Source organism: Streptomyces sp. NPDC046203, from assembly GCF_040646255.1.
In the GTDB taxonomy this organism is placed as follows: domain Bacteria; phylum Actinomycetota; class Actinomycetes; order Streptomycetales; family Streptomycetaceae; genus Streptomyces.
This window is the reverse complement of record NZ_JBEYZX010000007.1, coordinates 185,063-210,280: the sequence shown is the minus strand read 5'-3', so window position 1 is coordinate 210,280 and position 25,218 is coordinate 185,063. Positions and strand designations below refer to the sequence as shown.

Annotated in this window: 28 protein-coding genes and 1 tRNA gene; 15 read left to right on the top strand and 14 right to left on the bottom strand. The window is 71.5% G+C overall.

Translation table 11 applies throughout. The features are described from left to right. The first annotated feature begins 148 nt into the window (after positions 1-148). Positions 149-445: a type II toxin-antitoxin system VapB family antitoxin gene (locus ABZ990_RS08915; RefSeq protein WP_003955420.1), complete on the top strand. Its 297-nt coding sequence runs from the start codon at positions 149-151 to the stop codon at positions 443-445. 302 nt (positions 446-747) lie between these two features. Then, the gene (locus ABZ990_RS08910) at positions 748-1,386 is read left to right on the top strand and encodes a LytR C-terminal domain-containing protein (protein WP_361227481.1); all 639 of its coding nucleotides are present in this window, start codon (positions 748-750) and stop codon (positions 1,384-1,386) included. A 235-nt stretch (positions 1,387-1,621) separates the two neighbouring features. Here the strand turns inward: ABZ990_RS08910 and upp are convergent, their stop codons facing one another. Next, entirely contained in the window at positions 1,622-2,257 is a 636-nt protein-coding gene (gene upp / locus ABZ990_RS08905) for a uracil phosphoribosyltransferase (RefSeq protein WP_361227478.1), read from the bottom strand. 337 nt (positions 2,258-2,594) lie between these two features. Then, entirely contained in the window at positions 2,595-2,732 is a 138-nt protein-coding gene (locus ABZ990_RS08900) for a hypothetical protein (protein WP_361227576.1), read from the bottom strand. 371 nt (positions 2,733-3,103) lie between these two features. On the opposite strand from ABZ990_RS08900, the gene ABZ990_RS08895 reads away from it, so the two are divergent. From ABZ990_RS08895 to ABZ990_RS08855, 9 genes are all read left to right on the top strand, one after another. Beyond that, positions 3,104-3,637 (top strand): hypothetical protein, encoded by a 534-nt coding sequence (locus ABZ990_RS08895; protein WP_361227475.1) that lies wholly within the window; start codon positions 3,104-3,106, stop codon positions 3,635-3,637. Between the two features lie 101 nt (positions 3,638-3,738). Continuing rightward, a complete protein-coding gene (tadA, locus tag ABZ990_RS08890; protein WP_361227574.1) occupies positions 3,739-4,167 on the top strand; it encodes a tRNA adenosine(34) deaminase TadA in 429 nt (142 codons plus the stop codon). A gap of 112 nt (positions 4,168-4,279) precedes the next feature. Beyond that, positions 4,280-4,364 (top strand) — tRNA-Ser (locus ABZ990_RS08885). A gap of 394 nt (positions 4,365-4,758) precedes the next feature. Continuing rightward, complete coding sequence (locus tag ABZ990_RS08880; RefSeq protein WP_361227472.1) at positions 4,759-5,496, top strand: DUF4097 family beta strand repeat-containing protein; 738 nt, start codon at positions 4,759-4,761, stop codon at positions 5,494-5,496. 897 nt (positions 5,497-6,393) lie between these two features. Continuing rightward, a complete protein-coding gene (locus ABZ990_RS08875; protein ID WP_361227469.1) occupies positions 6,394-6,558 on the top strand; it encodes a hypothetical protein in 165 nt (54 codons plus the stop codon). A gap of 31 nt (positions 6,559-6,589) precedes the next feature. Next, positions 6,590-6,889 (top strand): Dabb family protein, encoded by a 300-nt coding sequence (locus tag ABZ990_RS08870; protein ID WP_361227466.1) that lies wholly within the window; start codon positions 6,590-6,592, stop codon positions 6,887-6,889. 220 nt (positions 6,890-7,109) lie between these two features. Beyond that, complete coding sequence (locus ABZ990_RS08865; protein ID WP_361227463.1) at positions 7,110-8,195, top strand: RNA polymerase sigma factor SigF; 1,086 nt, start codon at positions 7,110-7,112, stop codon at positions 8,193-8,195. Positions 8,196-8,431: 236 nt separating this feature from the next. Further along, a complete protein-coding gene (locus tag ABZ990_RS08860) occupies positions 8,432-9,334 on the top strand; it encodes an RNA polymerase sigma factor SigF (RefSeq protein WP_361227460.1) in 903 nt (300 codons plus the stop codon). A gap of 562 nt (positions 9,335-9,896) precedes the next feature. Further along, the gene (locus ABZ990_RS08855) at positions 9,897-10,175 is read left to right on the top strand and encodes a hypothetical protein (protein WP_361227457.1); all 279 of its coding nucleotides are present in this window, start codon (positions 9,897-9,899) and stop codon (positions 10,173-10,175) included. A gap of 15 nt (positions 10,176-10,190) precedes the next feature. Here the strand turns inward: ABZ990_RS08855 and ABZ990_RS08850 are convergent, their stop codons facing one another. Both ABZ990_RS08850 and ABZ990_RS08845 read right to left on the bottom strand, forming a co-directional pair. Further along, positions 10,191-11,108, bottom strand: coding sequence for an alpha/beta hydrolase (locus ABZ990_RS08850; protein ID WP_361227454.1), 918 nt, complete (start codon positions 11,106-11,108; stop codon positions 10,191-10,193). Continuing rightward, positions 11,105-11,677, bottom strand: a complete 573-nt coding sequence (locus tag ABZ990_RS08845) for a TetR/AcrR family transcriptional regulator (protein ID WP_361227451.1) — start codon at positions 11,675-11,677, stop codon at positions 11,105-11,107. Before ABZ990_RS08845 ends, ABZ990_RS08850 begins: the two co-directional genes overlap by 4 nt. 549 nt (positions 11,678-12,226) lie before the next feature. Here ABZ990_RS08845 and ABZ990_RS08840 point away from each other — a divergent pair. Beyond that, positions 12,227-12,787: a GNAT family N-acetyltransferase gene (locus ABZ990_RS08840; protein WP_361227448.1), complete on the top strand. Its 561-nt coding sequence runs from the start codon at positions 12,227-12,229 to the stop codon at positions 12,785-12,787. Between the two features lie 23 nt (positions 12,788-12,810). On the opposite strand, the gene ABZ990_RS08835 is transcribed toward ABZ990_RS08840, so the two are convergent. Both ABZ990_RS08835 and ABZ990_RS08830 read right to left on the bottom strand, forming a co-directional pair. Next, positions 12,811-13,014 carry a hypothetical protein gene (locus ABZ990_RS08835; protein ID WP_361227445.1) on the bottom strand — a complete coding sequence of 68 codons (204 nt, stop codon included), beginning with the start codon at positions 13,012-13,014 and terminating at the stop codon, positions 12,811-12,813. Positions 13,015-13,697: 683 nt separating this feature from the next. Beyond that, a complete protein-coding gene (locus ABZ990_RS08830; RefSeq protein ID WP_361227442.1) occupies positions 13,698-13,940 on the bottom strand; it encodes a hypothetical protein in 243 nt (80 codons plus the stop codon). A gap of 189 nt (positions 13,941-14,129) precedes the next feature. Here ABZ990_RS08830 and ABZ990_RS08825 point away from each other — a divergent pair, with 189 nt between their 5' ends. Both ABZ990_RS08825 and ABZ990_RS08820 read left to right on the top strand, forming a co-directional pair. Further along, the gene (locus tag ABZ990_RS08825; protein WP_361227440.1) at positions 14,130-14,573 is read left to right on the top strand and encodes a MarR family transcriptional regulator; all 444 of its coding nucleotides are present in this window, start codon (positions 14,130-14,132) and stop codon (positions 14,571-14,573) included. Positions 14,574-14,745: 172 nt separating this feature from the next. Then, on the top strand, positions 14,746-16,377 hold the full coding sequence (locus ABZ990_RS08820; protein ID WP_361227437.1) for an MDR family MFS transporter: 1,632 nt from the start codon (positions 14,746-14,748) through the stop codon (positions 16,375-16,377). Between the two features lie 181 nt (positions 16,378-16,558). On the opposite strand, the gene ABZ990_RS08815 is transcribed toward ABZ990_RS08820, so the two are convergent. The 7 genes from ABZ990_RS08815 to ABZ990_RS08785 form a co-directional block, all read right to left on the bottom strand. Continuing rightward, a complete protein-coding gene (locus ABZ990_RS08815; RefSeq protein ID WP_361227434.1) occupies positions 16,559-17,377 on the bottom strand; it encodes a TetR/AcrR family transcriptional regulator in 819 nt (272 codons plus the stop codon). A gap of 35 nt (positions 17,378-17,412) precedes the next feature. Beyond that, positions 17,413-19,020, bottom strand: a complete 1,608-nt coding sequence (locus ABZ990_RS08810) for an MFS transporter (protein ID WP_361227431.1) — start codon at positions 19,018-19,020, stop codon at positions 17,413-17,415. A gap of 197 nt (positions 19,021-19,217) precedes the next feature. After that, the gene (locus ABZ990_RS08805; RefSeq protein ID WP_361227428.1) at positions 19,218-20,060 is read right to left on the bottom strand and encodes a response regulator transcription factor; all 843 of its coding nucleotides are present in this window, start codon (positions 20,058-20,060) and stop codon (positions 19,218-19,220) included. A gap of 88 nt (positions 20,061-20,148) precedes the next feature. Further along, positions 20,149-21,042 (bottom strand): amidohydrolase family protein, encoded by an 894-nt coding sequence (locus ABZ990_RS08800; RefSeq protein ID WP_361227425.1) that lies wholly within the window; start codon positions 21,040-21,042, stop codon positions 20,149-20,151. A 100-nt stretch (positions 21,043-21,142) separates the two neighbouring features. Further along, positions 21,143-22,105 carry a DUF2797 domain-containing protein gene (locus ABZ990_RS08795; protein WP_361227422.1) on the bottom strand — a complete coding sequence of 321 codons (963 nt, stop codon included), beginning with the start codon at positions 22,103-22,105 and terminating at the stop codon, positions 21,143-21,145. A gap of 111 nt (positions 22,106-22,216) precedes the next feature. Further along, complete coding sequence (locus ABZ990_RS08790) at positions 22,217-23,269, bottom strand: Bro-N domain-containing protein (RefSeq protein WP_361227419.1); 1,053 nt, start codon at positions 23,267-23,269, stop codon at positions 22,217-22,219. Positions 23,270-23,391: 122 nt separating this feature from the next. Beyond that, on the bottom strand, positions 23,392-23,985 hold the full coding sequence (locus ABZ990_RS08785) for a histone deacetylase (protein ID WP_361227416.1): 594 nt from the start codon (positions 23,983-23,985) through the stop codon (positions 23,392-23,394). A gap of 158 nt (positions 23,986-24,143) precedes the next feature. Here ABZ990_RS08785 and ABZ990_RS08780 point away from each other — a divergent pair, with 158 nt between their 5' ends. Continuing rightward, positions 24,144-24,470 carry an SH3 domain-containing protein gene (locus ABZ990_RS08780; protein ID WP_361227413.1) on the top strand — a complete coding sequence of 109 codons (327 nt, stop codon included), beginning with the start codon at positions 24,144-24,146 and terminating at the stop codon, positions 24,468-24,470. A 97-nt stretch (positions 24,471-24,567) separates the two neighbouring features. On the opposite strand, the gene ABZ990_RS08775 is transcribed toward ABZ990_RS08780, so the two are convergent. Continuing rightward, entirely contained in the window at positions 24,568-25,086 is a 519-nt protein-coding gene (locus ABZ990_RS08775) for a GNAT family N-acetyltransferase (protein ID WP_361227410.1), read from the bottom strand. Between the last annotated feature and the right edge of the window lie 132 nt (positions 25,087-25,218).

Below are 25,218 nucleotides of genomic sequence, written 5' to 3'. Positions count from 1 at the left end.
CGGCCGCCCCGGCCCCCGAACCGCCCCGGGTCCCGCCGCTCCCGCGCGGCGGGACCTTCCATGCGTACGGATCGGTCCCGTTTTGCCCCGGCATCGCACTGAGTTCGCGTGGCTGCGCCGGGAGCCGCGGGCCCGGTAGGCTTTCCGTGTGATCTTCAAGCGCATCGGAAACGGCAGGCCGTATCCCGACCACGGCCGGGAAAGCACCCGGCAGTGGGCGGACGTGGCACCGCGCCCGGTCCGCCTCGATCAGCTGGTGACCACCAAGGGCCAGCTGGATCTGGAGACGCTGCTCGCCGAGGACTCCACCTTCTACGGCGACCTCTTCGCGCACGTCGTGAAGTGGCAGGGCGATCTCTACCTGGAGGACGGACTGCACCGAGCGGTCCGCGCCGCACTCCAGCAGCGTCAGGTGCTCCACGCGCGCGTGCTGGAACTGGGCTGACCGCTCCCCTGGACGACGGGGACGGCCCATCCGGCCACCGGCCATCCGCCTGTCCGGCCATCCGGCTGTCCGGCTGTCCGGCTGTCCGAGTTCGACTGCCCGGAGCCGGCCGTCCGGCTTCGGCCGCCGGGAGTACCCGCCGGGAGTACGCGGCCGACGCACCGGCCCCATACCCGCCCGGCGTGCGCCCCGGGGCCCACGGCTCTCGGGGCTGACCCTTTCGGGGCCACTTCACGCCCGTCCGGACGCGATCACATGATCATCCAGTAGGCATCACCGACGGGCCGCACTACGCTGCGTTCATGAGCATGCTCACTCCCCCTGGAATGGGCGGAAAGTACCGCATCACAGGGGACGTCTATCCCCGCATGCGCCGCCCTCACCGTCGGCGCAGAATCGTTCTCGGGGCGGCGGCCGCCGTGCTCGTGCTCGGCGCGGCCGGCTGGGGGACATTCCAGCTCGTCGACGTCTTCTCCGGCGGCGGTGGCGATGGTACGAAGACGGTCACGGCCGCCGGCAAGCCCAGCGACTGCAAGCCCGCGCCCAAGCCGACCACCCCCGCCGCCGCGACGCTCCCGAAGCCGGCCCAGATCACCGTGAACGTCTACAACGCGACCCCGCGCGGCGGTCTCGCGAAGGCGACCGCGGACGAGCTGAAGAAGCGCGGCTTCGTCATCGGAAAGGTGGGCAACGCACCGGCCGACCTCGACAAGAAGGTGACCGGCACAGGACTTCTGCTCGGCGCTCCGGGCGCCACCAAGGGCGGTTTCTCCGTCGTCGGCGCCCAGCTCAAGGGCGCGACGACGAAGGTCGACACCCGGACGACGGCGGACATCGACTTCGTCATCGGCACCGCCTTCAAACAGCTCGACCCGAAGACGGTGGCGGACGCGGCGCTCGTGGCGCTGAACAAGCCGAAGCCGGTTCCGGGGCACTGCTGACAGCACGAAGGCGCCCGTCCCCCTTCTCGTACGGATGAATCGGAGTTCTTCCGTACGAGAAGGGGGACGGGCGCCTTCACGTGCGTTCAAGCGGCGGGAGGCCGCCGGCCGGAGCCGTGGCCCCGTACACCCGGTGGCCCCGTACACCCGGAGCCGTGGCCCGAGTGCCGGCCCGAGCCAGGACCGGTGCGGGTCCGCGAGTCCGCGGGGCCGTGAGTCCGCCGGTCCGCAGGTCCTACTCGGCGGTGCCGTACATGCGGTCGCCCGCGTCGCCGAGGCCCGGCACGATGTAGCCGTTCTCGTTGAGGCGCTCGTCGACCGAGGCCGTCACGACCGTCACCGGCGTACCGGCCAGCTCGCGCTCCATGATCGCGACGCCCTCCGGGGCGGCGAGCAGCACGACGGCGGTGACGTCGTCCGCACCGCGCCGGATCAGTTCCTTGATCGCCGCGACGAGCGTGCCGCCGGTCGCGAGCATCGGGTCGAGGACGTACACCTGGCGACCGGACAGGTCCTCCGGCATCCGCGTGGCGTAGGTCGACGCCTCCAGCGTCTCCTCGTTGCGGATCATGCCGAGGAAGCCGACCTCGGCGGTCGGGAGCAGCCGCACCATGCCGTCGAGCATGCCGAGACCGGCGCGCAGGATCGGAACGACGAGCGGGCGGGGGTGCGACAGCTTCACGCCGGAGGTCTTCGTGACCGGGGTCTCGATGTCGACCTGCTCGGTGCGCACGTCCCTGGTCGCCTCGTAGGCGAGCAGGGTGACCAGCTCGTCGGCGAGCCGGCGGAAGGTCGGGGAGTCCGTGCGCTTGTCGCGCAGCGTGGTGAGCTTGTGAGCGACCAGCGGGTGATCGACGACGTGGAGACGCATACGTCAACAGTAGCCGGGCCGGTGGCGGGCCCCGGACAGCGGCCGGGGTGGCGCGGCCCCGGGGCGCCGGGGGAAGGTGGGGACACAGGGACGCAGTCGTGGGGTGGTGTGGCCGATGCCCGACCCGGAGAAGATGCCTGGAACGCCCGGAATGCCTGGTGGGAGGGGTAGGAGGGGTCAAGCGGAGTCCATCGGCGCCTCGGCGCCGCCGGGCCGGAACGCCCCGCCGGGCACCTCGCCGGCACCGGCCCCGGGCCTTGACCCGGACGCGCCGGAGGCCGGCCCGGGTAGGCCGGACGCGCCGAGCGGGCCGAGCAGGCCGAGCGGACCGAGCACGTCAGGACCGGCCGCCGCCCCCGACCTTCCCGCCCCCGACCCCGACGCCGACGCCGATCTCCACCCCGGTCTCGGCCCCGATCTCGACCCCGAGACGGATCGCCGCCGCCGGCGCGCGCTGTTCCTGCGCGAACTGCACGAGGCCAAGGCGCTGCGCGACCGCGTCCAGCCGCGGCGCGCCCGGGCGGCCCGGATGCGGCAGGCGATGCGGATGCGTACGTTCCGGTGGTGACACGGGGACGTACGACGATGGCCCGGCGGTGGCATGGCGGCGACGCCGCGACGGGCGCGGTAGTGCGCCCGGGTGACCTGCGGGAAGTCCCGCCACGCCGGGTACGCCCGCGTGCGCCGGGGTCGCACGCCCGCCCGATCGCGGTGTCATTCAGACTGATGCACGACGCAACAGCCGAAGACCTCTCCTGACGGCGAGGTTTCTGTCACGATGCCGATTGGGCGGGGCATCAGGAGCGCGCCGCCGGTCATCACACCTCTGGACAGTGGGAGAGTCAGGTGTACTTCGCCGCACTGCTCGCGCGCACCGAAGACGGGTGGGAAGCGAGCGATACAGAGCTCGACGACGTGGAAACGCTGGCGGACCTTGCCGAACTGGCCCGTGAGGCCGCCGCCGACGACGGGGAAACGGTGATCGTCTTCATCGAGCAGGAGGACGCCTGGTTCGGCGTCGTCCGCATCGACGGCGAGGACGACCCCCGCGTGTTCGTCTCGAACGGCGCCGCCGCCGCCCGCTCCTCGTACGGGGAGATCCTCACCTCGGAGATCCTCGGCGACGACGAGCAGGACGGCGCGCTCGACGAACTGACCGACCTGGACGGCACGGAGGACGGCGAGCCGGCGGACGCGGACGAGGACGACGAGGCGGCGGACGCCGCGGCCGTCGCCCCGGCCGGGCCTCTCGGCGAGACGCTCATCCTGGCCGACCTCGGCATGGACGAGCAGGCACTGCTCGGTCTGGAGACCGGCGACGCCCTCGGGGAGATCGCGGAGGCCATCGGCGCCGCGGACATCCTGGAGGCCGTGCGCTAGTGCCCCGCGCAGCACACGGCGAGGACACCGCCCCCTCCCCTGCCCCCGAACCCGTGCCGGAGCCCGTAGGGGATCCCGTACGGGACCCCTGGCGTGCCCCGATGCGGCACGCGCTCGCCGAGGCCGACCTGGCCGCGCTGGCCGGTGACGTACCGGTCGGCGCGGTCGTGCTCGCCCCGGACGGCACCGTCCTCGCCACCGGCCACAACGAGCGCGAGGCGAACGGCGACCCGACCGCCCACGCCGAGGTGCTCGCCCTGCGCCGGGCGGCGGCGGCGACGGGCGAGTGGCGGCTGACCGGCTGCACGCTCGTCGTGACCCTGGAGCCGTGTGTGATGTGCGCGGGCGCCCTCGTCCAGGCGCGGGTCGAACGGGTGGTCTTCGGCGCCTTCGACGAGAAGGCGGGAGCGACCGGTTCGCTCTGGGACCTGGTCCGCGACCGCCGCCTCAATCACCGCCCCGAGGTGATCCACGGCGTCCTGGAAGCGGAGTGCTCGGCCCAGCTGACCCGTTTCTTCCGCACCCGCTGACGCCTGCCGGACCGGCCGCCGACCGGCCTCCAGCCGGCCTTCGGGCACCCGCTCCGACCTGCGCGGGGACACGGATTTCAGTCCTGGGCGCCTTTGGGCTAAGCTCTCTCTCGGTAGCGTGTCCGAGCGGCCGAAGGAGCTCGCCTCGAAAGCGAGTGTGGGGAAACTCACCGAGGGTTCAAATCCCTCCGCTACCGCTCTTGAACCGCCTCCGATCTGCGACAGCAGGCCGGAGGCGGTTCTGCTTTTCCCACAGATTCCCTGCGGTGCCCCGGCCCCTTCTCCCGCCGGCTGTTTCCGCCACCGCCACCCCGCCGCTCCCTGCTGCCCCACACGCCCCACGCGCCTCTCCCGCACTCTTCCCACGGGCTCTCCGCCGGGCCGACCCGGAAGGGTCCGACGGCCGGAACCCCGGGACGAATCAGGGGTTTTATTCGGGGGCTTCCCTGATGTCCGCCTCCCCCAGGGCCCATTAGTTTCGAAGAGCGTCAGGCAACAGGCGTCGGACGCCACGGGGCCCGGCCTGGCCCGACGCTGCCATCGGGCCGGCCCGGCCCGATCCGGGCGGCCTTCCGCAACAGGGGGACACGAATGCGCAGGAACTTCCGTCTACTCGGCATCGCGGTGACGACGGCGGGGCTCGCCATCGGCGGGCTCTCCGGGTGCGGCCTGGTGAAGAGCAAGACCTACGAGGACAGCAGCTCGCTGCCCGCGAAGATCACCTCGGTCCGGCTCGAGAACGGGTCGGGACACGTCACCGTCCACGGCATCGCGGACGGCGAGCCGCCGTCGCTGCGGCGCACGGTCTCGTACCAGCACGGCAAGCCCGAGAGCCCCACCCACCGCGTGGAGAACGGGGTACTGATCCTCGACGACTGCGGCAGCTTCGACTGCTCGGTCGCGTACGACGTCGAGGTCCCCGCCGGCATTCCCGTGAGCGGCAAGGTGTCCAACGGCACGGTCAGTCTGACGAAGGTGGGGGCGGTCCGGGTGAAGACCGGCGCCGGCCGGATCGAACTGACCGGGGTGAACGGCCCGGTCGACGTCACGACCGCCAACGGCCGCATCACCGGGTCGGACGTCAAGGGCGGCCGGGTCCAGGCCCGGACGTCCAACGGCAGCATCGATCTGACCCTGGCCGCGCCCTCGGACGTCGAGGCGAGGACGACCAACGGCAGCATCGATCTGAAGGTGCCCGGCACGGGCTATCGAATAGCCGCGCGGACAAGCAACGGCGACAAGAGGATCGGACTGCCCGACGACCCGGCGGGCCTGCATCGGCTCACCCTGAAGAGCAGCAACGGGAGCATCAGCGTCGAGAACCCCTGACTGTCACGACCCGCGCGGAAGCGGTCGGCTTGGGATGCGGTGAAGGCGGACGGACCGGGATACGGGCGGTCGTCGATGATCGGGCCCACGGTGTGGCGCTCGCGACCGTCGGCGGTCTCGGTGCAGTCGATGCGGAGGTGTACGTCGCCCTGCTCGGCGCCGTACATGTCCCGCCCCGAGGCGTACGCGTGCGAGGCCGCCGGCCCCTGGTCGTCGGGCCGCCCGGTGGTGCGCTCGTCCGGCCGCTCGTCGCTCCGCCGTTCTTCGTGAGTGCTCACCGTTCGGCCCTCTCGGACTCACCGCCCGCCGCCCGCCGTGCGCCTGATGTGCCGCCAGGCCGGCAGCGCGCCGGACGCCCGGGCAAGACGGAAGCGAAGGGTCAAGCGTGAGGTGAGCGCGAAGGGACGGTGAAGGCTCCCGGCCGCGGAACACCGAGAGCGAGGCCGAAGCCGGGGCCGAGGCCGGGGCCGGGGCCGCGAGAAAAAGGGGGGGTGGGGAGGGGGTGGGGGGCGGGGGGGGGAGGCCCCCCAGAAGGCGCGGAACAGACGCATGAGGCGCTTGGCCGGGGGGAGCGGCATCGGGGGGGGGACAAGCCGCTCCCCCCGATGCGAACCGAACCTTCAAGTCCGGCGCCGTGGTCAGGGGAAGCACTCGGCGCGGACCCCGCAGTGAGGGCCGGTTCGATGCCCTGCGGATTCCTGCCAGATCCGCCGGGCTCGACACCCATCCTGCTCTGGCGGCCGTTGTTCCGGGGGTCGGCGAAAGGCCCCGTTGGGTGGGCCATTGGTCCATAAAGGCCCGGCCGGAAGGGGCTCCGTTAGACTCGGCGACCGCGTGAACGCGGCGCCGACAGCGGTGGTGACAGGGGTCTTCGGGGCGACTGGGGAGAGCGGACGAATGGCGCAGGTGAAGAAGGTCGCGCTCTATGCGGTCGGGGTTTTCGTGCTGTACACGATCATCACTTCCCCGGCCCGGGCGGCGGATCTCGTCCAGGTAGGGTTCGAGGGCATATCGAGCGCCGCTCAAGGCGTCGGCCGGTTCATGACGGAGCTCGTCAACTGACTCGTATCGGACTCGTTCACGGGAGACGGCAGTGATCCGCCATCTGGTCCTCTTCAAACTCAATGACGGTGTCGAGCGGGACGAGCCGCGGGTGGTCGCGGGCGTCGAGGCGTTCCGTGCCCTCGGTTCGCAGATCCCCGAGCTGACGTTCTGGGAGTGCGCCTGGAACGTCTCGGACCGGCCGATCGCGTACGACTTCGCCATCAACTCCGCCGTCGCCGACGCGGACGCGCTCAAGATCTACCTGGAGCACCCGGCTCATCAGGCGGGTGTCGCGCTCTGGCGCGAGTTCTCCACCTGGGTGATCGCCGACTACCCGTTCGAGGCCTGATCCCTCACTTCGGCCTCTCCGGCCCACCCACGCGTACGTACGCGTCACCACCCTTGCGGGCCCTCCGCCGTCGACGGCGGAGGGCCCGGATTCTTACCCGTCACGCGCTCACTCAACACGTAGTTATGCGGTGCTTGCACACAGTGGACATGTCTTGTGATGCTATGACCGCTTTTGACGAATGAGTCGACCGAAGTTGACGTGAAGGGGTGGCGTGAACGTGCCGGCCAGTGCAGCGCCTCAAGTCCCTCCCCAGAACGAGCCCGGAAGCCCGGACACCCCCCACCGCCGCACCGCGCCCACACCCGCACCCGCACCCGCACCCACGCCCGGCACCCCGAGCCCCCGCGACACCTCGGACACCTCGACCACCCCCGCCGCCCCCGGCGCCCCCGAGGCCACCCCCCGCGCCGGCACCGACCCCCACGCGGGCCCCGACACGGGCCCCGGCACGCCGGACGCACCCGAGAGCCCCGGCGGAGAAAGCGACGGAGACGGAGACGGCGCCTCCGGCCCGCGTACCGGCGTTCACCGCCCCGGCACCCGCGGCGCCGACACCCGCGCCCTCACCCAGGTGCTGTTCGCCCGCCTCAAGAACCTGGAGCCGGGCACCCCCGAGCACCAGCACGTCCGCGGCGCGCTGATCGAGGCCAACCTCCCCCTCGTCCGTTACGCCGCCGCCCGTTTCCGCAGCCGCAACGAGCCGATGGAGGACGTGGTCCAGGTCGGCACCATCGGCCTGATCAACGCCATCGACCGCTTCGACCCGGACCGGGGCGTGCAGTTCCCGACGTTCGCCATGCCCACCGTCGTCGGCGAGATCAAGCGCTACTTCCGCGACAACGTCCGCACGGTGCACGTCCCCCGCCGCCTCCATGAGCTGTGGGTCCAGGTCAACGGCGCCACCGAGGACCTCACCACCGCCCACGGCCGGTCCCCTACCACCGCCGAGATCGCCGAGCGCCTCAAGATCGGCGAGGACGAAGTGCTCGCCTGCATCGAGGCCGGCCGCTCCTATCACGCCACCTCCCTGGAGGCCGCCCAGGAGGGCGACGGCCTGCCGGGCCTGCTCGACCGCCTCGGCTACGAGGATCCCGCGCTCGCCGGAGTCGAACACCGCGATCTCGTACGGCATCTGCTCGTCCAGTTGCCCGAGCGCGAGCAGCGCATCCTGATGCTCCGCTACTACAGCAACCTGACCCAGTCCCAGATCAGTCAGGAGCTCGGGGTATCGCAGATGCATGTGTCAAGGCTCCTCGCCCGGAGCTTCGCCCGCCTGAGATCCGCAAATAGGATCGAGGCGTAACCGGATCGGGTAGACCCTTCCGGAGCGGCTTTTCGGCCTCCCAAAAGCCCTGCACCCCTTGTTTCCTGCGGATACTCGGCTGCTCTGTGTCGACATGTCACTACAGCGTGTTGCCGACTTGTGACATTCTGCGGAAACCGCGTTTGCCGCAGCCCCACCTCCGGTATTCAGGTGGAGGCTGCGTTCCTCAGATGGCCGTGGCCACCACGACCGTCCGCGACCTCAAAGGGGGTGGCATGTCCGCAGAACAGGGCAGCTCGAAGGTGCTCACGCTCACGCCCATGCCCGCGCAGACGACGGCTCCGACCGCCGCCGACGGCGCCGCGGGCCGCGCCTCCGCGCCGACGGCCGTCACCACCGAGGCCATCGACACCCGCACGCTCTCCCGCTCCCTCTTCCTGCGGCTGCGCGCCCTGGACGAGGAGGGCGCGGCCGAGGAAAGCCCGGAGCGGACCTACGTCCGCGACACCCTGATCGAGCTCAACCTCCCCCTCGTGCGGTACGCGGCGGCCCGCTTCCGCTCCCGCAACGAGCCGATGGAAGACATCGTCCAGGTCGGCACCATCGGCCTGATCAAGGCGATCGACCGCTTCGACTGCGAACGGGGCGTGGAATTCCCGACGTTCGCGATGCCGACGGTCGTCGGTGAGATCAAGCGCTTCTTCCGCGACACCTCGTGGTCCGTGCGCGTTCCGCGCCGCCTCCAGGAGCTGCGGCTCGCCCTCACCAAGGCCAGCGACGAGCTCGCGCAGAAGCTCGACCGCTCCCCCACCGTCCCCGAACTCGCCGCCGTGCTCGGGGTGTCGGAGGAGGACGTGGTCGACGGCCTCGCCGTCGGCAACGCGTACACCGCCTCCTCGCTCGACTCGCCCTCCCCGGAGGACGACGGCGGCGAGGGCTCGCTGGCCGACCGCCTCGGCTACGAGGACACGGCCCTGGAAGGCGTCGAGTACCGCGAGTCGCTCAAGCCGCTGCTCGCCAAACTCCCGCCCCGCGAGCGGCAGATCATCATGCTGCGCTTCTTCGCCAACATGACCCAGTCGCAGATCGGCGAGGAGGTCGGCATCTCGCAGATGCACGTCTCGCGCCTGCTGACGCGCACCCTGGCACAGCTCCGCGAGGGCCTGATCGCGGACTGAACTCCCGCCGCTTTCCCCCTACTTCCTTCCTGACGGCCCGTCAGCCAGACTGACAGGCATGGCAGCCACGAGCCACCGGCGTGGGAAGCGAGCGGGAGCCGCGGCCACACCGGCCGTACTGGTCGCGCTCTGCCTCGGTGGAGCGCTGACCGCGTGCGGTGCGGACGACGACCCCCAGGGTTACGCGGCGGTCGGCGCCGCCGGCCCGACGGGCCCCCGGGGTGCGGCGCCTTCGCCCGGCCCGGTCACGCTGATCCCTCTGGAGCCCGATCGCTCCGTTGCACCGAAGGCTTCCGGCGGTACGGCTCCGAGAGGGCACCCCGCACGGGACGGCGACCAGGTATCGCCCGTGGCCCTGCCCGGCCCCCGTGCCCCTCAGGCTTCCAGGGCGCCGGACGCACCCGGAACGCCCCGCCGGACACCGGGCACGCCCGCCCCGCCCCTTCCGGCGACACCACCGGCTCCCGCCCCCTCCACCACCCCGGCACCCGTTCCGGCCCCGCCCCCGACTCCGGCGCCCACCGGGCCGCCGTCGGCCGCAGCGCTCACTCTCTCCGCGCCCGTGCGGGCCGGCACCGACCGGCGCTGGTGCGAGAAGGTCACCGTCATCTTCCACAACACCGGTGGTACAGCGGCCCGTTCGGGGACGGTCACCTTCGCCACGCATGTGATCGGCGCTCTCGGCGTCGACTGGGCCACGCTCGACTCCACGCAGCCCCTGCCCGTACCGCTCGCGCCCGGCACGTCCGAGACCCGTACGTACACGGTCTGCGTGGACGCCTGGCGGGTGCCGCTCGGGATGCACATCGACACCCGCGAGGTCACCGCCGACTGGCGGTGACCCACCGGACAGCCCCTACGCCCGCAGGATGCCGATCAGCCGCTCCGCGCATTCCTCCGGCCGCTGCACGCAGCCCACATGGCCGCCGGGGAAGACGGCCTGCGGGGCGCCGGTCAGTTCGGCGAGGCGGCGGGCCGGGCCCACCAGTTCCTCCTGTCCGTCCGATTCCTCGCCTACGGCCAGGACGAGTTGCCCAACGGCTGCCCGCAGCCCGTCGAGGTCGGGGGTGGAGGAGGAGAACGAACACAGGACGTGCTCCAGGAAGACGGGCATGTTCGCCGTCATCCGGGACGCCATCTGGCGGATGCTGTCCGGCAGTTCGAGCTCAGGGGCCGCCGAGTCCCGCGTCCCCGGCTCTTCCCGCTCCGGCTGTCCGGTGAAGCGGGCCATCGCGGGGCCGATTCCCCGCGTGCGGAGGAGTTCACGGGTCTCGGCGAAGCGGGTGCGGTACGGGGCGGGGTCGGCGAGCAGTTCGACCAGCGGCGGCTCGTGGGCGACGACCCGATGCAGCCGGCCGGGGTGGGCCGCGAGCAGCGCGAGGGCGACGATGGCGCCCGAGCTGCATCCGAACACGTAGGCCCGCTCGCCCGCCGGCAGCACCGCGTCGAGAACGGCTCGGGCGTCCTCCCGCCACACCTCGACCCGCTGCCCGGCCGGCTCCGGGGCGTCGAGCGGGCTGCGCGAGAGGCCGCGCTGGTCGTACGAGACCACGGTGTACCCGGCGGCGACGAGCAGGCCCGCCATCCCCTCGTACAGCCCTGCGTCACCGGCCCCGCCGGGGATCAGCAGCAGCACCGGTCCGCTTCCCCGGACCTCGTAGTACAGGGTGGCGCCGGGGACTTGGAGTGTTCCGGAGCGCACGGCAGTGGGCGGCGCGGGTGTCGCGTCGGTCGAGGCGGTCGAGTCGGTCGTGATCTTCGCAGTCGTGGTCATGTGGGGTTCCCCCAGTCCTCCAGAACGCGGTGCAGCGCGTCGAGCGAGCGCGCCCAGGACGTGGCGACGGGGCGCGGGTGCGCGAATCCGCCGCTCAGCTCGAGGTGGATGAAGCCGTGGAAGGTGGCGCGCAGCAGCCGTCCGGCGTCGGTGAGGTCGGGTTCGGCCAGGCCATAGGCGCGGAGCATGCCATGGGTGAGCTCGACGGCGCGCTGGAAGACGGCGGTGTCGGCGACCTCGTCGAGTTCGATGCGCTGCTGGGTGGCGGCGTAGCGGCCGGGGTGCGCGAGGGCGTAGTCGCGGTAGGCGTCGGCGAAGGCGACGAGCGCGTCCCGGCCGGAGCGGCCGGCGACGGCTGCTCCGATCGCCTCGTTCATCTCGGCGGAGGCGAGCAGGGCGAGCCGGACCCGCAGGTCGCGGAGGTTCCTGATGTGCGAGTAGAGGCTCGCGTCCTTCACCCCGAACCGCCGGGCCAGAGCCGACACGGTGACCTTCTCGAACCCCGCCTCGTCGGCCAGTTCGGCGGCGGCGCGGACGAGCAGATCGGGGGTGATGCCGGCACGCACCATGCGCGAGCTCCTTCTTCCTAGGACTTCTAGGAAGAAAGCTAGTGGTCTTAGGGGCGAATGTCCGGGGATTTACGGCGGAGCGCAGGGGGCGTGGCCGAGGAGCGGGTCCTATCGGTGGGCGTGTGCGGTGGGTTCGGGTGGTGGCCCGCCCTCTTTCCGAGTGTGGCCCCCTTCGCCGGGCCCTCAAGGGCGCTCCCTTCGGTCGCGTCGCTGACGCGATGGGCTACGCCCACCCTTGACCGCCCGGCTGCGGGAGCCTTTTCACACTCGGAGGGCGGGCCGGGGGAAAGGGTCCACGCGACACCGTTGGTCGTTGCCGGGCGCCGTGGGCGGGTGGCAGGCCGGTGGGGTGGGGCTCGGTTCGTGGCCAGGGTGGGCGGGACGGTGTCCGCCGGTACGGGGTGCGCGGTCGTGGAATGGGGCGGCCCGGGCCGTCTCAGCGGATGACCACCGTCGGCGGGCTGGGATTCATGCCCCGCTGATCACCCCCGGCCGATGGCTGGAACAAACTGATCGACACGCTGAAGGGGATTGGGTTGGCTGATCGGTATGTCAGAGCTTCGAACCGCTCGCCTTCTCCTGCGTCCCTGGCAAGAGTCCGACCTGGAGCCCTGGGCGGCGATGAATGCCGACCCCGAGATCCGGAGATACCTGGGCGACCTGCTGACGCGGGAAGAGAGTGATGCCACGGTGGCCCGGATGCGGGCCGACTTCGCCGCACGGGGCTTCGGATGGTGGGCCCTCGAATCGCTGGAGACGGGGGAGTTCCTCGGTCGCGCCGGCCTGGACGTCGTGAAGGGGCTGCCGGTCAAGGGCGTGGACGTGGGATGGCGGCTGAAGCGCTCCGCATGGGGGAACGGCTACGCGACCGAGGCCGCTCTGGCCTGCCTGACCTTCGCGTTCGAGACCTTGGGACTCACGGAAGTGGTCGCGATGACGAAGGTCGCCAACCTCCGCTCCCAGGCGGTCATGCGCCGGCTCGGCATGACCCACGATCCGGCCGACGACTTCGAGGACACGACCTCGCCCGAAGGTCCGCTCCGCCCCTGCGTCATGTTCCGGACCAGCCGCCTGCCGGAGGGAGACCACCGTCCGTCGGAAGTCCGCTGAGGCCCGGGCCTGCCGGAGGTGCCCTACTCGTCGGCGGCGCTCTGCCGCTTCTTCTTCCAGCCCTGCCGCATCTCGCCGATCGAACCGATCAGGATGCCGACAGCCAGGGCGGCCTCGGCAACTCCCCATACCCGCGCCCAACCATCGCCGGAGAGTCGGTCGATCGCGCTGCTCGCCATGAAGGGGACGTACACGACGAGAAAAATGGTCAGCGTGTAGTTCCGCACGAACCCTCCCCGATCTAGCGCTTCAGCCTCATTCTGGCTGGTGGAGCGCCGGATTGCTTCCTCGCTCGCGAGCGCCCAGGGTCGCCTCTGGAGTCACACGAGTTCACACCGGTCTCACTTCGGGCGGGGATTTCGAGTTATTTCCGCCGGGGGTGACCAGCGGGGCATGAATCCCAACCCGACGACGGCTGTCATCCGCCGAGACGGCCCGGGCCGCCCCATTGCACTGCTGCGCACCCCGGGCCGGCGGACACGGTCCCACCGGCCCGGGCCGCGAACTCAGCCCCACCCCACCGACCCGCCACCCGCCCACGGCGGCCGACGGACGGCACCGCCCCCGCGTGGACCTTTCCCCCTGGTCCGCCCTCCGAGAGTGTCTTTCGCGCCTGGAAGCGCCGGGTCAAGGGTGGGCGCAGCCCATCACGCAGTGACGCGACCGAAGGGAGCGCCCTTGACGCGGTGGTGGAAGGCGCGACTCTCGGAAGGAAGGCGGACACCACGCCACACCCCACCCGGACCTCGCGCTAAGAAACGCCCCGCCCACCCCCTGCGCCCCGCCCCGTCCCCTCGTACAACCTCGCCCCCGCCCCCGTACACCCACCCCCAAAACCCCGACAGCCCCCGCATGCCGAAGCACACAGGGGCCGTCGAAGGCGAGTGACCAGAGACGTGCGGCGGGCAGGTCAGCCCAGCGCCAGCCAGGCCACGCCCGCCAGGATCGCGATCGCGACGATGACGCCGACGATCAAGCCGACGCGCGGGCCGCCGGAGGAGGAAGAGGTGACGGCAGCCGAGTACTGCTGCTGCCCCTGCGGGGCACCCTCGTCGACGAAGGCGCGGAACATCTGGGTGCTGCCGGCGGGGTCGTAGGAGCCCTCGGGGGGCTGCCCGCCCTGGCCGTACGGTGCTTGGGGGTTGTGTGCCATGGCCCGGACCCTAGCGAAGTCGGGCGGACGCCCCCAAGCCCTGCCCCGTCGTTCCCCGTACCCGCGCACGTGACCCGTACGACACCCCCACCTTTGCCGATTCTTTAGCCCTCTTTGACCGATTTAGTTTGCCTGGAGCAACCATCCATCTATATCGTTGCTCTAAGCAACAAGATGGAGGGGTGCCTGATGGACCAGCTGAACCGGTACGAGGCGCTCAGCCGGCAGATGAGTGCGATCGGGGCCGTCAAGCGCGGACTCGCCCGCAGCCTGCCTGCCGAGTGCCCGGGCGGTTCCGCGATCGTCCTCGCACTGCTTCACCACCACGGAGACATGCGCATGAGCAGGATCTCCGAGCTGATGTCGGTCGACATGTCGGTCAGCAGCCGGCACGTCGCCCACACCGTGGAGAACGGCTGGGTCGAGCGGCTGCCCGATCCGGCCGACCGGCGTTCCCGCCTCCTCCACCTCACCCCGGGCGGCGAGGAGATGCTCGCCGAACTCGACCGCCGGCTGAACGACGTCCTCGCCCGCCATCTCGCGGAGTGGTCCGACGAGGACGTCGTCCTGCTCACGACCCTCCTCGCCCGCCTCCGCGACTCCTTCGGGGACTGCCGGGCCCACCACGCCTGACCCTGCCCGCCCCTGCCCGCCCCCACCCGATCAAGCCCGACCTCACTCGATCAAGCCAGATCGAACCCGACCGAGCCTGATCACACCCGACTTTCCTGCCCCACCACGCCTGACCTGCCTGACCTGCCCAGGCCTCACGCAGCCAGACCCAGACTTCACGCAAAGGACATTCATGGCCACCACCGCACCTTCCAAGGGTGCACAGGAGGGCCGGAGCGACAGTTCCGACGCCCCGATGACGCACCGGCAGATCATGGAGGCACTGTCCGGGCTCCTGCTCGGCATGTTCGTCGCGATCCTGTCGTCCACGATCGTCTCCAACGCGCTTCCGCAGATCATCACCGACCTGGGCGGCGGCCAGTCCGCCTACACCTGGGTCGTCACCGCCTCCCTCCTGGCGATGACCGCGACCACCCCGCTCTGGGGCAAGCTGGCCGACCTCTTCTCCAAGAAGCTGCTGGTCCAGATAGCCCTGGTCATCTACGTCGCGGGCTCGATCGTGGCCGGCCTCTCCCAGAACACCGGCACGCTCATCGCCGTCCGTGTCGTCCAGGGCATCGGCGTCGGCGGTCTGACCGCCCTCTCCCAGATCATCCTGGCCGCCATGATCTCCCCGCGTGAGCGCGGCCGTTACAGCGGCTACCTCGGTGCGACCTTCGCCGTCGCCACCGTCGGCGGCCCGCTGCTCGGCGGCGTCATCACCGACACCGAGTGGCTCGGCTGGCGCTGGTGCTTCTACGTCGGCGTACCCTTCGCGATCATCGCCCTCCTGGTCCTCCAGAAGACGCTGAAGCTCCCCGTCGTCAAGCGCGACGTCAAGGTCGACTGGGCCGGCGCCTTCTTCATCAGCGCCGCCGTCTCCCTGCTCCTCGTCTGGGTCACCTTCGCGGGTGACAAGTACGACTGGCTGTCCTGGCAGACGGGCGCCATGGTCGGCGGTTCGATCCTGCTCGGTCTCGTCTTCGTGCTCGTCGAGTCCCGTGCCTCCGAGCCGATCATCCCGCTGCGCCTGTTCCGCAACCGGACGATCACCCTCGCCTCGCTCGCCTCGCTCTTCGTGGGTGTCGCGATGTTCGCCGGCACGGTCTTCTTCAGCCAGTACTTCCAGCTGGCCCGCAACGAGTCGCCGACGATGTCCGGTGTCCTCACCATCCCGATGATCGCCGGTCTCTTCGTCTCCTCGACCGTCTCCGGCCTGGTCATCACCAAGACCGGCCGCTGGAAGGCCTGGCTGGTCAGCGGTGGCGCCCTCGCCACCGGCGGCCTCGGTCTGCTCGGCACCCTGCGGTACGACACCCCGTACTGGCACATCGCCCTCTTCATGGCGATCCTCGGCCTCGGCATCGGCATGATGATGCAGAACCTGGTCCTGTGCACCCAGAACCAGGTCGCGCCCGCCGACCTCGGCGCCGCCTCCTCCGTCGTCACCTTCTTCCGCTCCCTGGGCGGTGCGATGGGTGTCTCGGCGCTCGGCGCGATCATGGCCCACCGGGTCACCGAGTACGTCAAGGAAGGCATCGCCGAGCTCGGCCCGAAGGCCGCGGCGGCCATGGGCCAGGCCGGTGGCGGTGGCATCCCCGACATGGACAAGCTGCCCGCCCCGATCCGTACCGTCATGGAGAGCGCGTACGGACACGGTGTCGGTGACGTCTTCCTCTACTCGGCGCCGTTCGCCTTCCTCGCCTTCCTGGTGACGCTGTTCATCAAGGAGGTCGCGCTGAAGAGCAACACGGTGAAGAAGGCCGACGAGCCGCAGGACTCCGTCCCGGCCGACGCCGTCCCGGCGGACGCATCCGGCAAGTAGAAAAACTCCCGGCCGCGCTCCGAGCGGAGGCGCGGCCGGGTACGTACGAAGCGGCGGGCAGGGGACGGCCCGCCGCTTCGTCATTTCCTCATGTGTACGGCGGGGGGCCGGGCCCGGACCGTACGGCCGCGCCGCCGCCCCGCCGCGCCACCGCCGCACCGCCCCGCCGTCCCCTGGCCGGTTACGCCCTCTGCGCCGACTCCGCCGCCGCTTCCCCGCGCCCGCGTTCGACCATGACCTCGATGCCCGCGATCAGCACGTCCAGGGCGTACAGGAAGTCCCGGTCCCAGATCTGCTCGACGGTGCCGTGCGACAGCCGCTCGTCGAGCAGGCAGGACATGTCCTCGATGGCTTCCTTGAACTGGTCTTCCTCGCGGAACGCCTTGATCGTGTCCGTGTAGAAGTCGTCCTGCGACATCCCGGCCTGCTCCGCGACCCGGCCGAACTGGCCCTCGATCGTCCCGTAGCCGTAGACGAACTGGAAGACGGCGGACATCGCGCTCGGCACGCGCGAGAGCGGCAGACCGGTGTCGCGGATCGCCCGCTGCATCTCGTTGCCGACGGCGATCGCGTTCGGGCCGACGTTGAGGTACTGGCCCATGCACGCCGACATCCACGGGTGGCGTACCAGCATCCGCCGGTACGCCAGGGCGAGCACCCGGATCCGCTCGCGCCATCCGTCGGCCGCCGCGATCTCGGCCAGGTCGATCTCCTCGTAGCAGGAGTCGATGACGTACTCGATGATGTCGTCCTTGGTGTCCACGTACCAGTACAGGGACATCGCGGTGACGTTCAGCTCGGTCGCGAGCCGGCGCATCGAGAGCTTGGCCAGGCCGTCCTCGTCCAGCATCCGGATCGAGGCGGCGACGATCCGCTCACGGTCGAGCCCGGCCGGGCCGCTTCCGCCGCTCACGCCGCGGGCGGCCCGGCTTTCCTTGTCCTGTTCCAGCCAGACACTGGAACGCGTCGGGTTCTTGGCCCTGTCCGCTGCCCTGACCATCGCGTTCCTCCGTCTGTCCGTCGCTCACGCCCATGCTATGCAGCGGACACCGGGTCCTCCGATCCCCCGGCGGGCTCGCTTCCGTTCGCCGACCCGCCCGCCGACCCGCTCGCCGCCCCGTTCGCGGCGCCGTTCGCCGCCGCTGCCCGCCGTTCCGCGCGCTCGGCCCGGCTCAGCAGGGCCGCCGCCAGCAGACCGCCGACGAAGACCGCGACCGCGCCGACCAGCTGGCTGGTCTGGAGGCCGGTGGCGAAGGCGTCCGCGATCTTCTGCCGTTCGGCGGTGCCGGACGCCGCCGCCAAGGCCGCCGGGAGCGAGGTGGCGGTGACGGTGACGAGGGCGGCGAAGCGGGCGTTGAGGACGGCGCCGAGGATGGCGACGCCGAGGCCGTTGCCGAACTCGGAGAGGGTGCCGTTGATGCCCGCGCCCACACCGGCCTTCTCCGGCGGGATCGAACTCATGATGGCGTTGGCCATGGCCGGGCTGGTGAGCGCGATGCCCGCGCCCATCAGGACCAGGCCGAGCAGCATGCCGCTGTACGCGCCGTCCGTACCGCCGCCGAGCAGGGCAATCGAGGTCAGACCGGCGGCGACCAGGGTGAGCCCGCCCGCCACGGCCGGTGCCGTGCCGATCTTCATGACGAGCTTCGGACCGACTCCGGAGAGGTTGAGGACGACGATCGTCAGCGCGAGCGGCGTCATCCGCAGGCCCGCCTCCAGCGGCTCGTACCCGAGGACGAACTGCAGGTGCTGGGTGAGCAGGAAGAGCGAGCCGCCCATGCCGAGCATGACCAGGATCGCGCCGGCGACGGCTCCGACGAACTTCTGGTTGCGGAAGAAGTGCATGTCGAGCATCGGGTACGGGATGTGCAGTTCCCACGCGGCGAAGGCGCCGAGGACGGCGATGCCGATCGCGGCCGGGATCAGCACCTGGGCGGAGGTCCAGCCGTGCTCGGGGCCGGTGATGATCGCGTAGACGAGCGCGGTCATGCCGATGGTGGAGAGCAGCGCGCCGAGCAGGTCGGGGCGTTCGCCCTTGGGGTTCTTGGACTCCGGCACCAGCTTGAGGACGGCGGCGAGGCCGATCACGGCGACCGGGATGTTGATCAGGAAGATCATCCCCCACCAGTAGTGGTCGAGGATCACGCCGCCGATCAGCGGGCCCGCGGCGAAGCCGAGGGAGCCGATGGTGGCCCAGATGGCGATGGCCTTGACCCGCTGGGAGTCGTCGAAGATCTGCATGACGACGGCGAGGGTCGTGGTCATCAGGAGCGCGCCGCCGATGCCCATGCCGGCGCGGGCGGCGATCAGTTGGCCGGTGGAGCCGGCCAGGCCGGCGGTGAGCGAGCCGATGCCGAAGAGCGCGAGGCCGAGGGCGAGGAGCTTCTTGCGGCCGTAGCGGTCGGCGGCGTTGCCGGCGGTGAGGAGCAGGCCGGACTGGACGAGCGAGTACGCGTTGATCATCCACTGGATGTCGCTGGTGGACGCGTGGAGTTCGGTGGTGAGGGAGGGGATGGCGACGCTGAGGACGGTGTTGTCGAGGAGGACGGTGAGCTGGGCGAGGCAGATGACGCCGAGGATCAGCCAGCGCTGGGGATGGCCGCCTGTCGCTACGCGTCCGCTCGTGGCGGTCGACGCCGTCATGGCAACTCCTTATACGGTGTACGAGGCGAGTTCTCGTACACCGTAGAGGAGTCCTCGTACGCTGTATAGGGATTTATGGAAGACCTGTCGGCGCAAGCCCGGACGGGTCGCCCCCGGCCGCCCCCGGGCCGAAGCGGGGGCCGGGGCCGGAACGGGCCGCGAGCGAAGTCACGCCCGGGAAAGGCGCCTTGGCGCGGTCACTCCGCCGGCTTGATCAGATAACCGGCCCCACGCCGGGTGTGGATCATCGGGGCGCGTCCCGCGTCGAGCTTCCGCCGCAGGTACGAGATGTAGAGCTCGACGACGTTGGCCTTGCCGCCGAAGTCGTACGACCACACCCGGTCCAGGATCTGCGCCTTGCTGAGCACCCGGCGCGGGTTGCGCATCAGATAGCGCAGCAACTCGAACTCGGTGGCGGTGAGATGGACGGACTCGCCGCCCCGCGTCACCTCATGGCTGTCCTCGTCCAGGGTGAGGTCGCCGACGGTGAGCAGCGGCCGGCCGCCGCGCGCCCGCGCGGCCCCGGACCGGCGGATCAGCGCGCGCAGCCGGGCCACCACCTCCTCCATGCCGAACGGCTTGGTGACGTAGTCGTCCCCGCCGGCGGTGAGCCCGGCGACCCGGTCCTCGGCGACGCCCTTGATCACGCCCTTGATCACGCCCTCGGAGGCGTCCTTGGCGGCGTCCCTGGTGGTTTCCCTGGTGGCGTCCTTGCCGGACTTCGCCGCCCGGTCCGCCTTCCCCGCCAGGAACAGCACCGGCACCTCGGGCAGTTCGCGCCGCAGCCGGGCGAGGACCGACAGGCCGTCCATGTCGGGCAGGGACAGACCGAGCACGACGACATCGGGCCGGAAGGCCCGTACGGCCTCCAGCGCCCCGGCGCCGTCGCCCTCGCGCCGCACCTGCCATCCCTCGTAGCGCAGGGCCATCGAGAGGAGTTCGCCGAGCGCCTCCTCGTCGTCGACGACGAGGACGCGGACCGTACTGCTGCTGTCGGACCGGGGTGCTTCGGTACGCGAGCGGAACGTGGTCGCAGTCATACGGGACACGCTCTCCGATGCGCGTGAGACGACCCTTTCGCTTTCCTGTGAATCTCCTGAGAACGGAAAAGGGCAGGCAAAGCCGTCGCTACCCGAGGGCGAACAGACGTGCCGCGTTGCCGTGGCAGACGGCACGGAGCCAGTCGTCACCGAGCCCGAGCCGTTCGAGGGCGCGCAGCTGATGGACGTACGGATAGGGGATGTTGGGGAAGTCGGTGCCGAGCAGGATCCGGTCGCGCAGTTCCGCGAGCCGCTTCAGATCGGCGGCCGGGAAGGGCGCGGCCTCCTCGACGAAATCGGTGAAGGCCATGGTGGTGTCCAGGTGGACGCCCTCGTACCGTTCGGCGAGGTCCAGGAAGTCGCCGTAGTCCGGCATCCCCATGTGCGCGACGATCAGCCGCAGCCGGGGGTGGCGGGCGAGGAGCGCGCCGACGGGGCCCGGGCCGGTGTGCGGGCCGGGGACGGGTCCGGATCCGCAGTGGGCGACCACCGGGGTCGCGGTGTCCTCCAGGAGCCGCCAGACGCCGTCGAGCAGCGGGTCGTTCGGGTCGTACGCACCGACCTGGAGATGCGCCTTGAAGACCCGCGCCCCGCCGTCGAGCGCCTGCCGGACGTAACCGGGCGCGCCGGGCTCGGGGAAGAACGTCGCGGTGTGCAGGCAGTCGGGGGTACGGGCGGCGAAACCGGCGGACCATTCGTTGAGCCAGGCGGCCATGGCGGGCTTGTGCGGATAGAGCATCGAGGTGAAGGCAAGGACCCCGAACTCCCGGAGGGTCGCCACCCGCCGGTCCTCCTCGGTGCGGTACGCGATGGGCCACGGGCGGCCGGTGAGGGGGCCGACGGAGTCGAAGTACGCCCACACCTTGTCGAGGACGTTGCGGGGCATGAAGTGGGTGTGGACGTCGACGAGTCCGGGTATCCCGATCCGCCGCGCGAAGTCCCTGACGTCGTCGGCCTCGGACCGGTCCTCGGTCGCGCTCATGGGCGTCGCTCCTCTCCTGGCAGGTGAGGCGACTGTACGGCTCCGGGCTCCGGGCTCCGGGCTCCGGGCTTCGGGCTTCGGGCTTCGGTCGCGGGCGGTGTCAGAACAGCGGTTCCTGCGGGGTCCCTTGGCTGCCCCGGACCCCGTTGCCCTCGGCGGGCGGGGGCGGCGCGGTCAGCGGGACGGTCACCGGGTGCCCGGCGGGCGCGGCGGCGAGTTCCCAGCCGGTGAGGAGCCGGGTGTCGAGGACCAGGGCGCGCCCGTCGCGATCGCTCAGATGCAGATCGGGGCCGGCGGCGGCGCGCAGCCGCCCGGAGACGACCCCGCCGTCGACGAGTTCGGTGACGACGAGCCCGTAGGGGTCGTGGGTACGGGGCGGGGTGTGCGGTCCGGGTGCCGTCGGTGCCGTTGGGGCCGTCGGGCCGAGCGCGGCCAGGGCGAACGCCTCGGCGTGGTCGTGGACTTCGCAGGGCAGCGCCTCCAGCGTCTCGCTCCAGGCCGGGACGCCGTGTGCCCGTGCGTACAGTTCCTCGACCTCGCGCGCCCGCTCGGGGGCCGGGGGCAGGGCGTACCGGGCGGCGCGCTTACGGGCGTACGGGATGCGGTCGGGCACGCCGAGCGCGTGCCGCAGCACCTCCTCCGTACGCCGGGCGGCCATCAGCGGTCCGCGCCCCAGCCAGGAGAACGCGATCGCACCCTGTTCGAGCAGGCGGGTGGCGCCGCGCGCCTCGCCGGTGATGCCGACCTTGACCATCCCGGGGCCGAACCAGGCGAGATAGACGCGGTACGGGCGGGGGTCGTCGGCGAACGTGTCGGCGGCCACGGAGTGCGCCCGGTCGAGACGTGCGCAGGAGGGGCAGCGTCCGCCGGTGGCGGGGCCGGGCACGGTGGCGGCGAGGGGGCAGGGGTTGCCGCGGGCGCCGGAGCAGTGCCGCTCGCCGAGGGCCCGGAAGGCCAGGTCCTGCCCGTACGCGAGCACGCTGGCCCGGCCGTCGCGGCCCTCCCACCGCAGCGCGGGCCGTCCGTCCCGCCAGGACACGCCGGCACTCCGCCACACCACCATGGGTCCAGTCTCGTACGGCCCACTGACAGCGGGCACCGCGGGAGCCGGGGAGCCGGGCGCGGGGGCGTAGGGGGGCATGAGGGTGGGCGCGGGGCTCGGCGCTCGGGGCCGTCAGGGCAGGACGTAGAGCAGTCCGCCGTCGGCTCCGGTGCCGCCCGCGTGCCGCATGCAGCCGCGCTCCACGAGTATGCGGACGCAGTCGCGGACCCGTTCGGAGGTGAGCCCGGTGCGGCGGGCGACCTCCTCCAGGCGGTAGCGGACCCCGCCGCGGACGAGAGCGGGGGCGAGGCAGGAGGCGACGGCGTGGATGTCCTCGCCGACGACGACGTCCCGCGCGGACCAGGAGGCGAGCAGCTCCTGCGGGGTGAGGGCGGAGGAGCGGGAGCCGCCGCCTGAACCGTTGCCGGTGACCTCGTTGTCGGCGGAGGCGCCGGCCGTACCGGAGCCGGAGCCGGAACCGGACCCGGCGGATCGGCCCGTCCGGTCCGTACGGCCGTCCGCGGAAGGGGGAGCGGCGGCGGGCGCGGCGGGAGCCGCCGGGGAGACCGGAGAGACCGGGGAGGAGGCGCCGAGCGAGCGCTGGGCCGGGATCTGCGGGAAGGCGAACCGCCCCAGGGACTCGGAGATCCGCTCGGCGATCCGGTGCAGATCCCGGCCGGCCTCCTCCAGCAGCGCGCTCTGTTCCGCGTCGAGTTCGATGGTGCCCTCCTCCAGCCGCACGAGGACGTCGAGCAGCCGCTGCGGCAGCACGAACCCGGCGGCGCGCAGGGGCGAGAGCTCCAGACCGTGGGAACCGTCCCGCTGGACGCCCGTCACGACCTCGGCGACCCAGGATTTGAAGGGCCTCGCCTCGACGCGGCCGGAGGCGGTGACGAGCTGGACGAGCCCTTCGAGACACACGACGCGGGTCGAGTCCTTGAGCCCCTTGGGGTGGGCGTCCTGGGCGTCCGTGTCGGGATCGCAGGGCAGCTCCCCGACCGTGGTGTGCATGGCCGGGTCGACATGCGCCCGGAGCGCCTGCCGCGCGCTGGCGTACCCGAGCTGCCGGGCCGCGTCCACGGCGGGGAACCAGTGCGTCCCGTCCGGGAGCGTCAGCCTCCTGAGCCGCGATCCCGTGGCGGCGTACACGAAGTCGTCGACATCGATGGCATCGGTGGCCTTCACCGGTCATCACCTCCACGCACAAGCTAGGCCGAAGGCATATTCAACTGACATGGATATCAGTTCGGTTCACCCGAAGGTGTGGGTTCACCGTATTCAGGATGTTAACGGTCTTTCAGGATGGATCAGTAGGTTTTCGGGAAATCCCCGGCAATCAACCCGAGAAGCTCCCCCTCCCCCCAACGCCCCGCCGCGCCGGGGCGGGTGGCGAGATAGCGGGCGATCTCCGTGTCGCTCCAGGCCCCGGCCTCGCGCAGGCCGGCGGCGAGCTGGCGCAGGTACGCCGCGACGGGCGGGCGCAGTTCGGCCTCGCCGAGGGCCCAGGGCGCGGTGAACGTCAGCAGCGGCACCCCCTCCAGCTCGCCGACGCGGACGAGGGTCTCGTACCGTCCGGGCCCGAACTCCGCCCGCCCGCGCGCCAGTACGTCGCCGAGGTCCAGGTCCGCGCCCGCCGCCCGGTACATCTCCTGCGCGGCGATGTCGGAGAACTGCCCCGAGGACAGCAGATACGCCCGCCCCCAAACGGCCCCGGGCGCACCGGGATCGCAGAACGCCCGGCCGCCGCCCCACACCCGGGACTCGGTCGCGAAGTACACCGTCCCCGCGGTCACGACCGCCCGCGATTCCCGGGGCGCGGCCGTGGCCCGGCACGCCGCGAGATACCGACCGAGCCGCTCGGCCCGCATGTTCGACCCATAGGCGACGTACCAGACATCCACGACGCATGACGCTATCGCGCGGCGCCCGCTACCCCGACACTCCGAGGGCCATTCCCTCACCCCTCGACAGTCACTCACAGTAGTGAATTTCCTGTTCAGGCCACAGAGAGCGATGCAGACTGAGGGCGCGAGACTCCGGTACGAACGAAGGGATCATCGTGATCAAGCGCGCTTCCACCGCCGTCGCCGCAGCACTCATCGGCTGGGCCGCCGTGTCCACCGGCATGGCCACCGCCGCCACCCCCCAGACCGCCGCTCCGGCCGCCCACGCGTCCCACCCGCGCCAGGCCGCCACCGTGTGCACCGTCAACGACAACGGGGTGAACTTCCGCGGCGGCCCGGGCACCAACTATCCCGTCCTCGGCACGGTGAACCGCGGCCAGAAGCTCAACTTCCGCGGCGTCGAGGGCAACTGGGTGATGGGCGACCTCTGGGGCGGCAACACGGGCGTCTGGATCCACACCGCCTACCTCGACGGCTGCTGACCCTCCCCACCTCTCCGATCCGCCGGCCCCGCCGCACCGATGCCCCCGTCCGAACCGGCCGGGGGCATCGGCTGCATGGGACTGCATACGCCTGCACCTACATGGGATTCGAGCGCAGCCGTACGGCACCGCCCGGCCATGCCACTCCCTCGCCGAGCGGCGTCCACAGGGTCCGCAGCGGCATCACCGCGGTCCCCTCCGGCTGCTCGACCCGGACCTCCTCGCCGACCTCCCGCCAGCCGAGCCGCTCGTACAGCGGCACCAGCGCGGGCCGGCAGAAGAGCAACCCGTACGGCGGCCCCAACGTGCGCGCGTGATCCAGCGCGGCCCCGACGACCAACCGCGCGAGCCCCTGCCCCCGCATCCCGGGCGCAACGGCCACCCCACCGACGCCGACGGCCTCGGTATCCACGCCGCCGACCGACAACGGCAACCGCACCAGCCCGGCATGCGCCACGAGCCGCCCACCGGCCCTGACCCCGAAATGCTCCTCCTTGGGCCGCCACGTCAGACCGGCGTACGCGACCCCGAAGGGATCGTCGCCGCCGCCAAGGATCTCGTCCTGCTCTTCCTTCGCGTACCGCGCCAGCCGCTGGACGACCGGGGACGCGGGCACGGGCACGGGCGTGGGAACGGATACGGGCTCAGACTCGGACTCAGACTGGGACTGGGACTGGGGAACGGGCTCGGGCATCGGATGTTCAGCCATCCCTCACCCTCACCCCCCGGCCGCGACCCCCGTCAACCA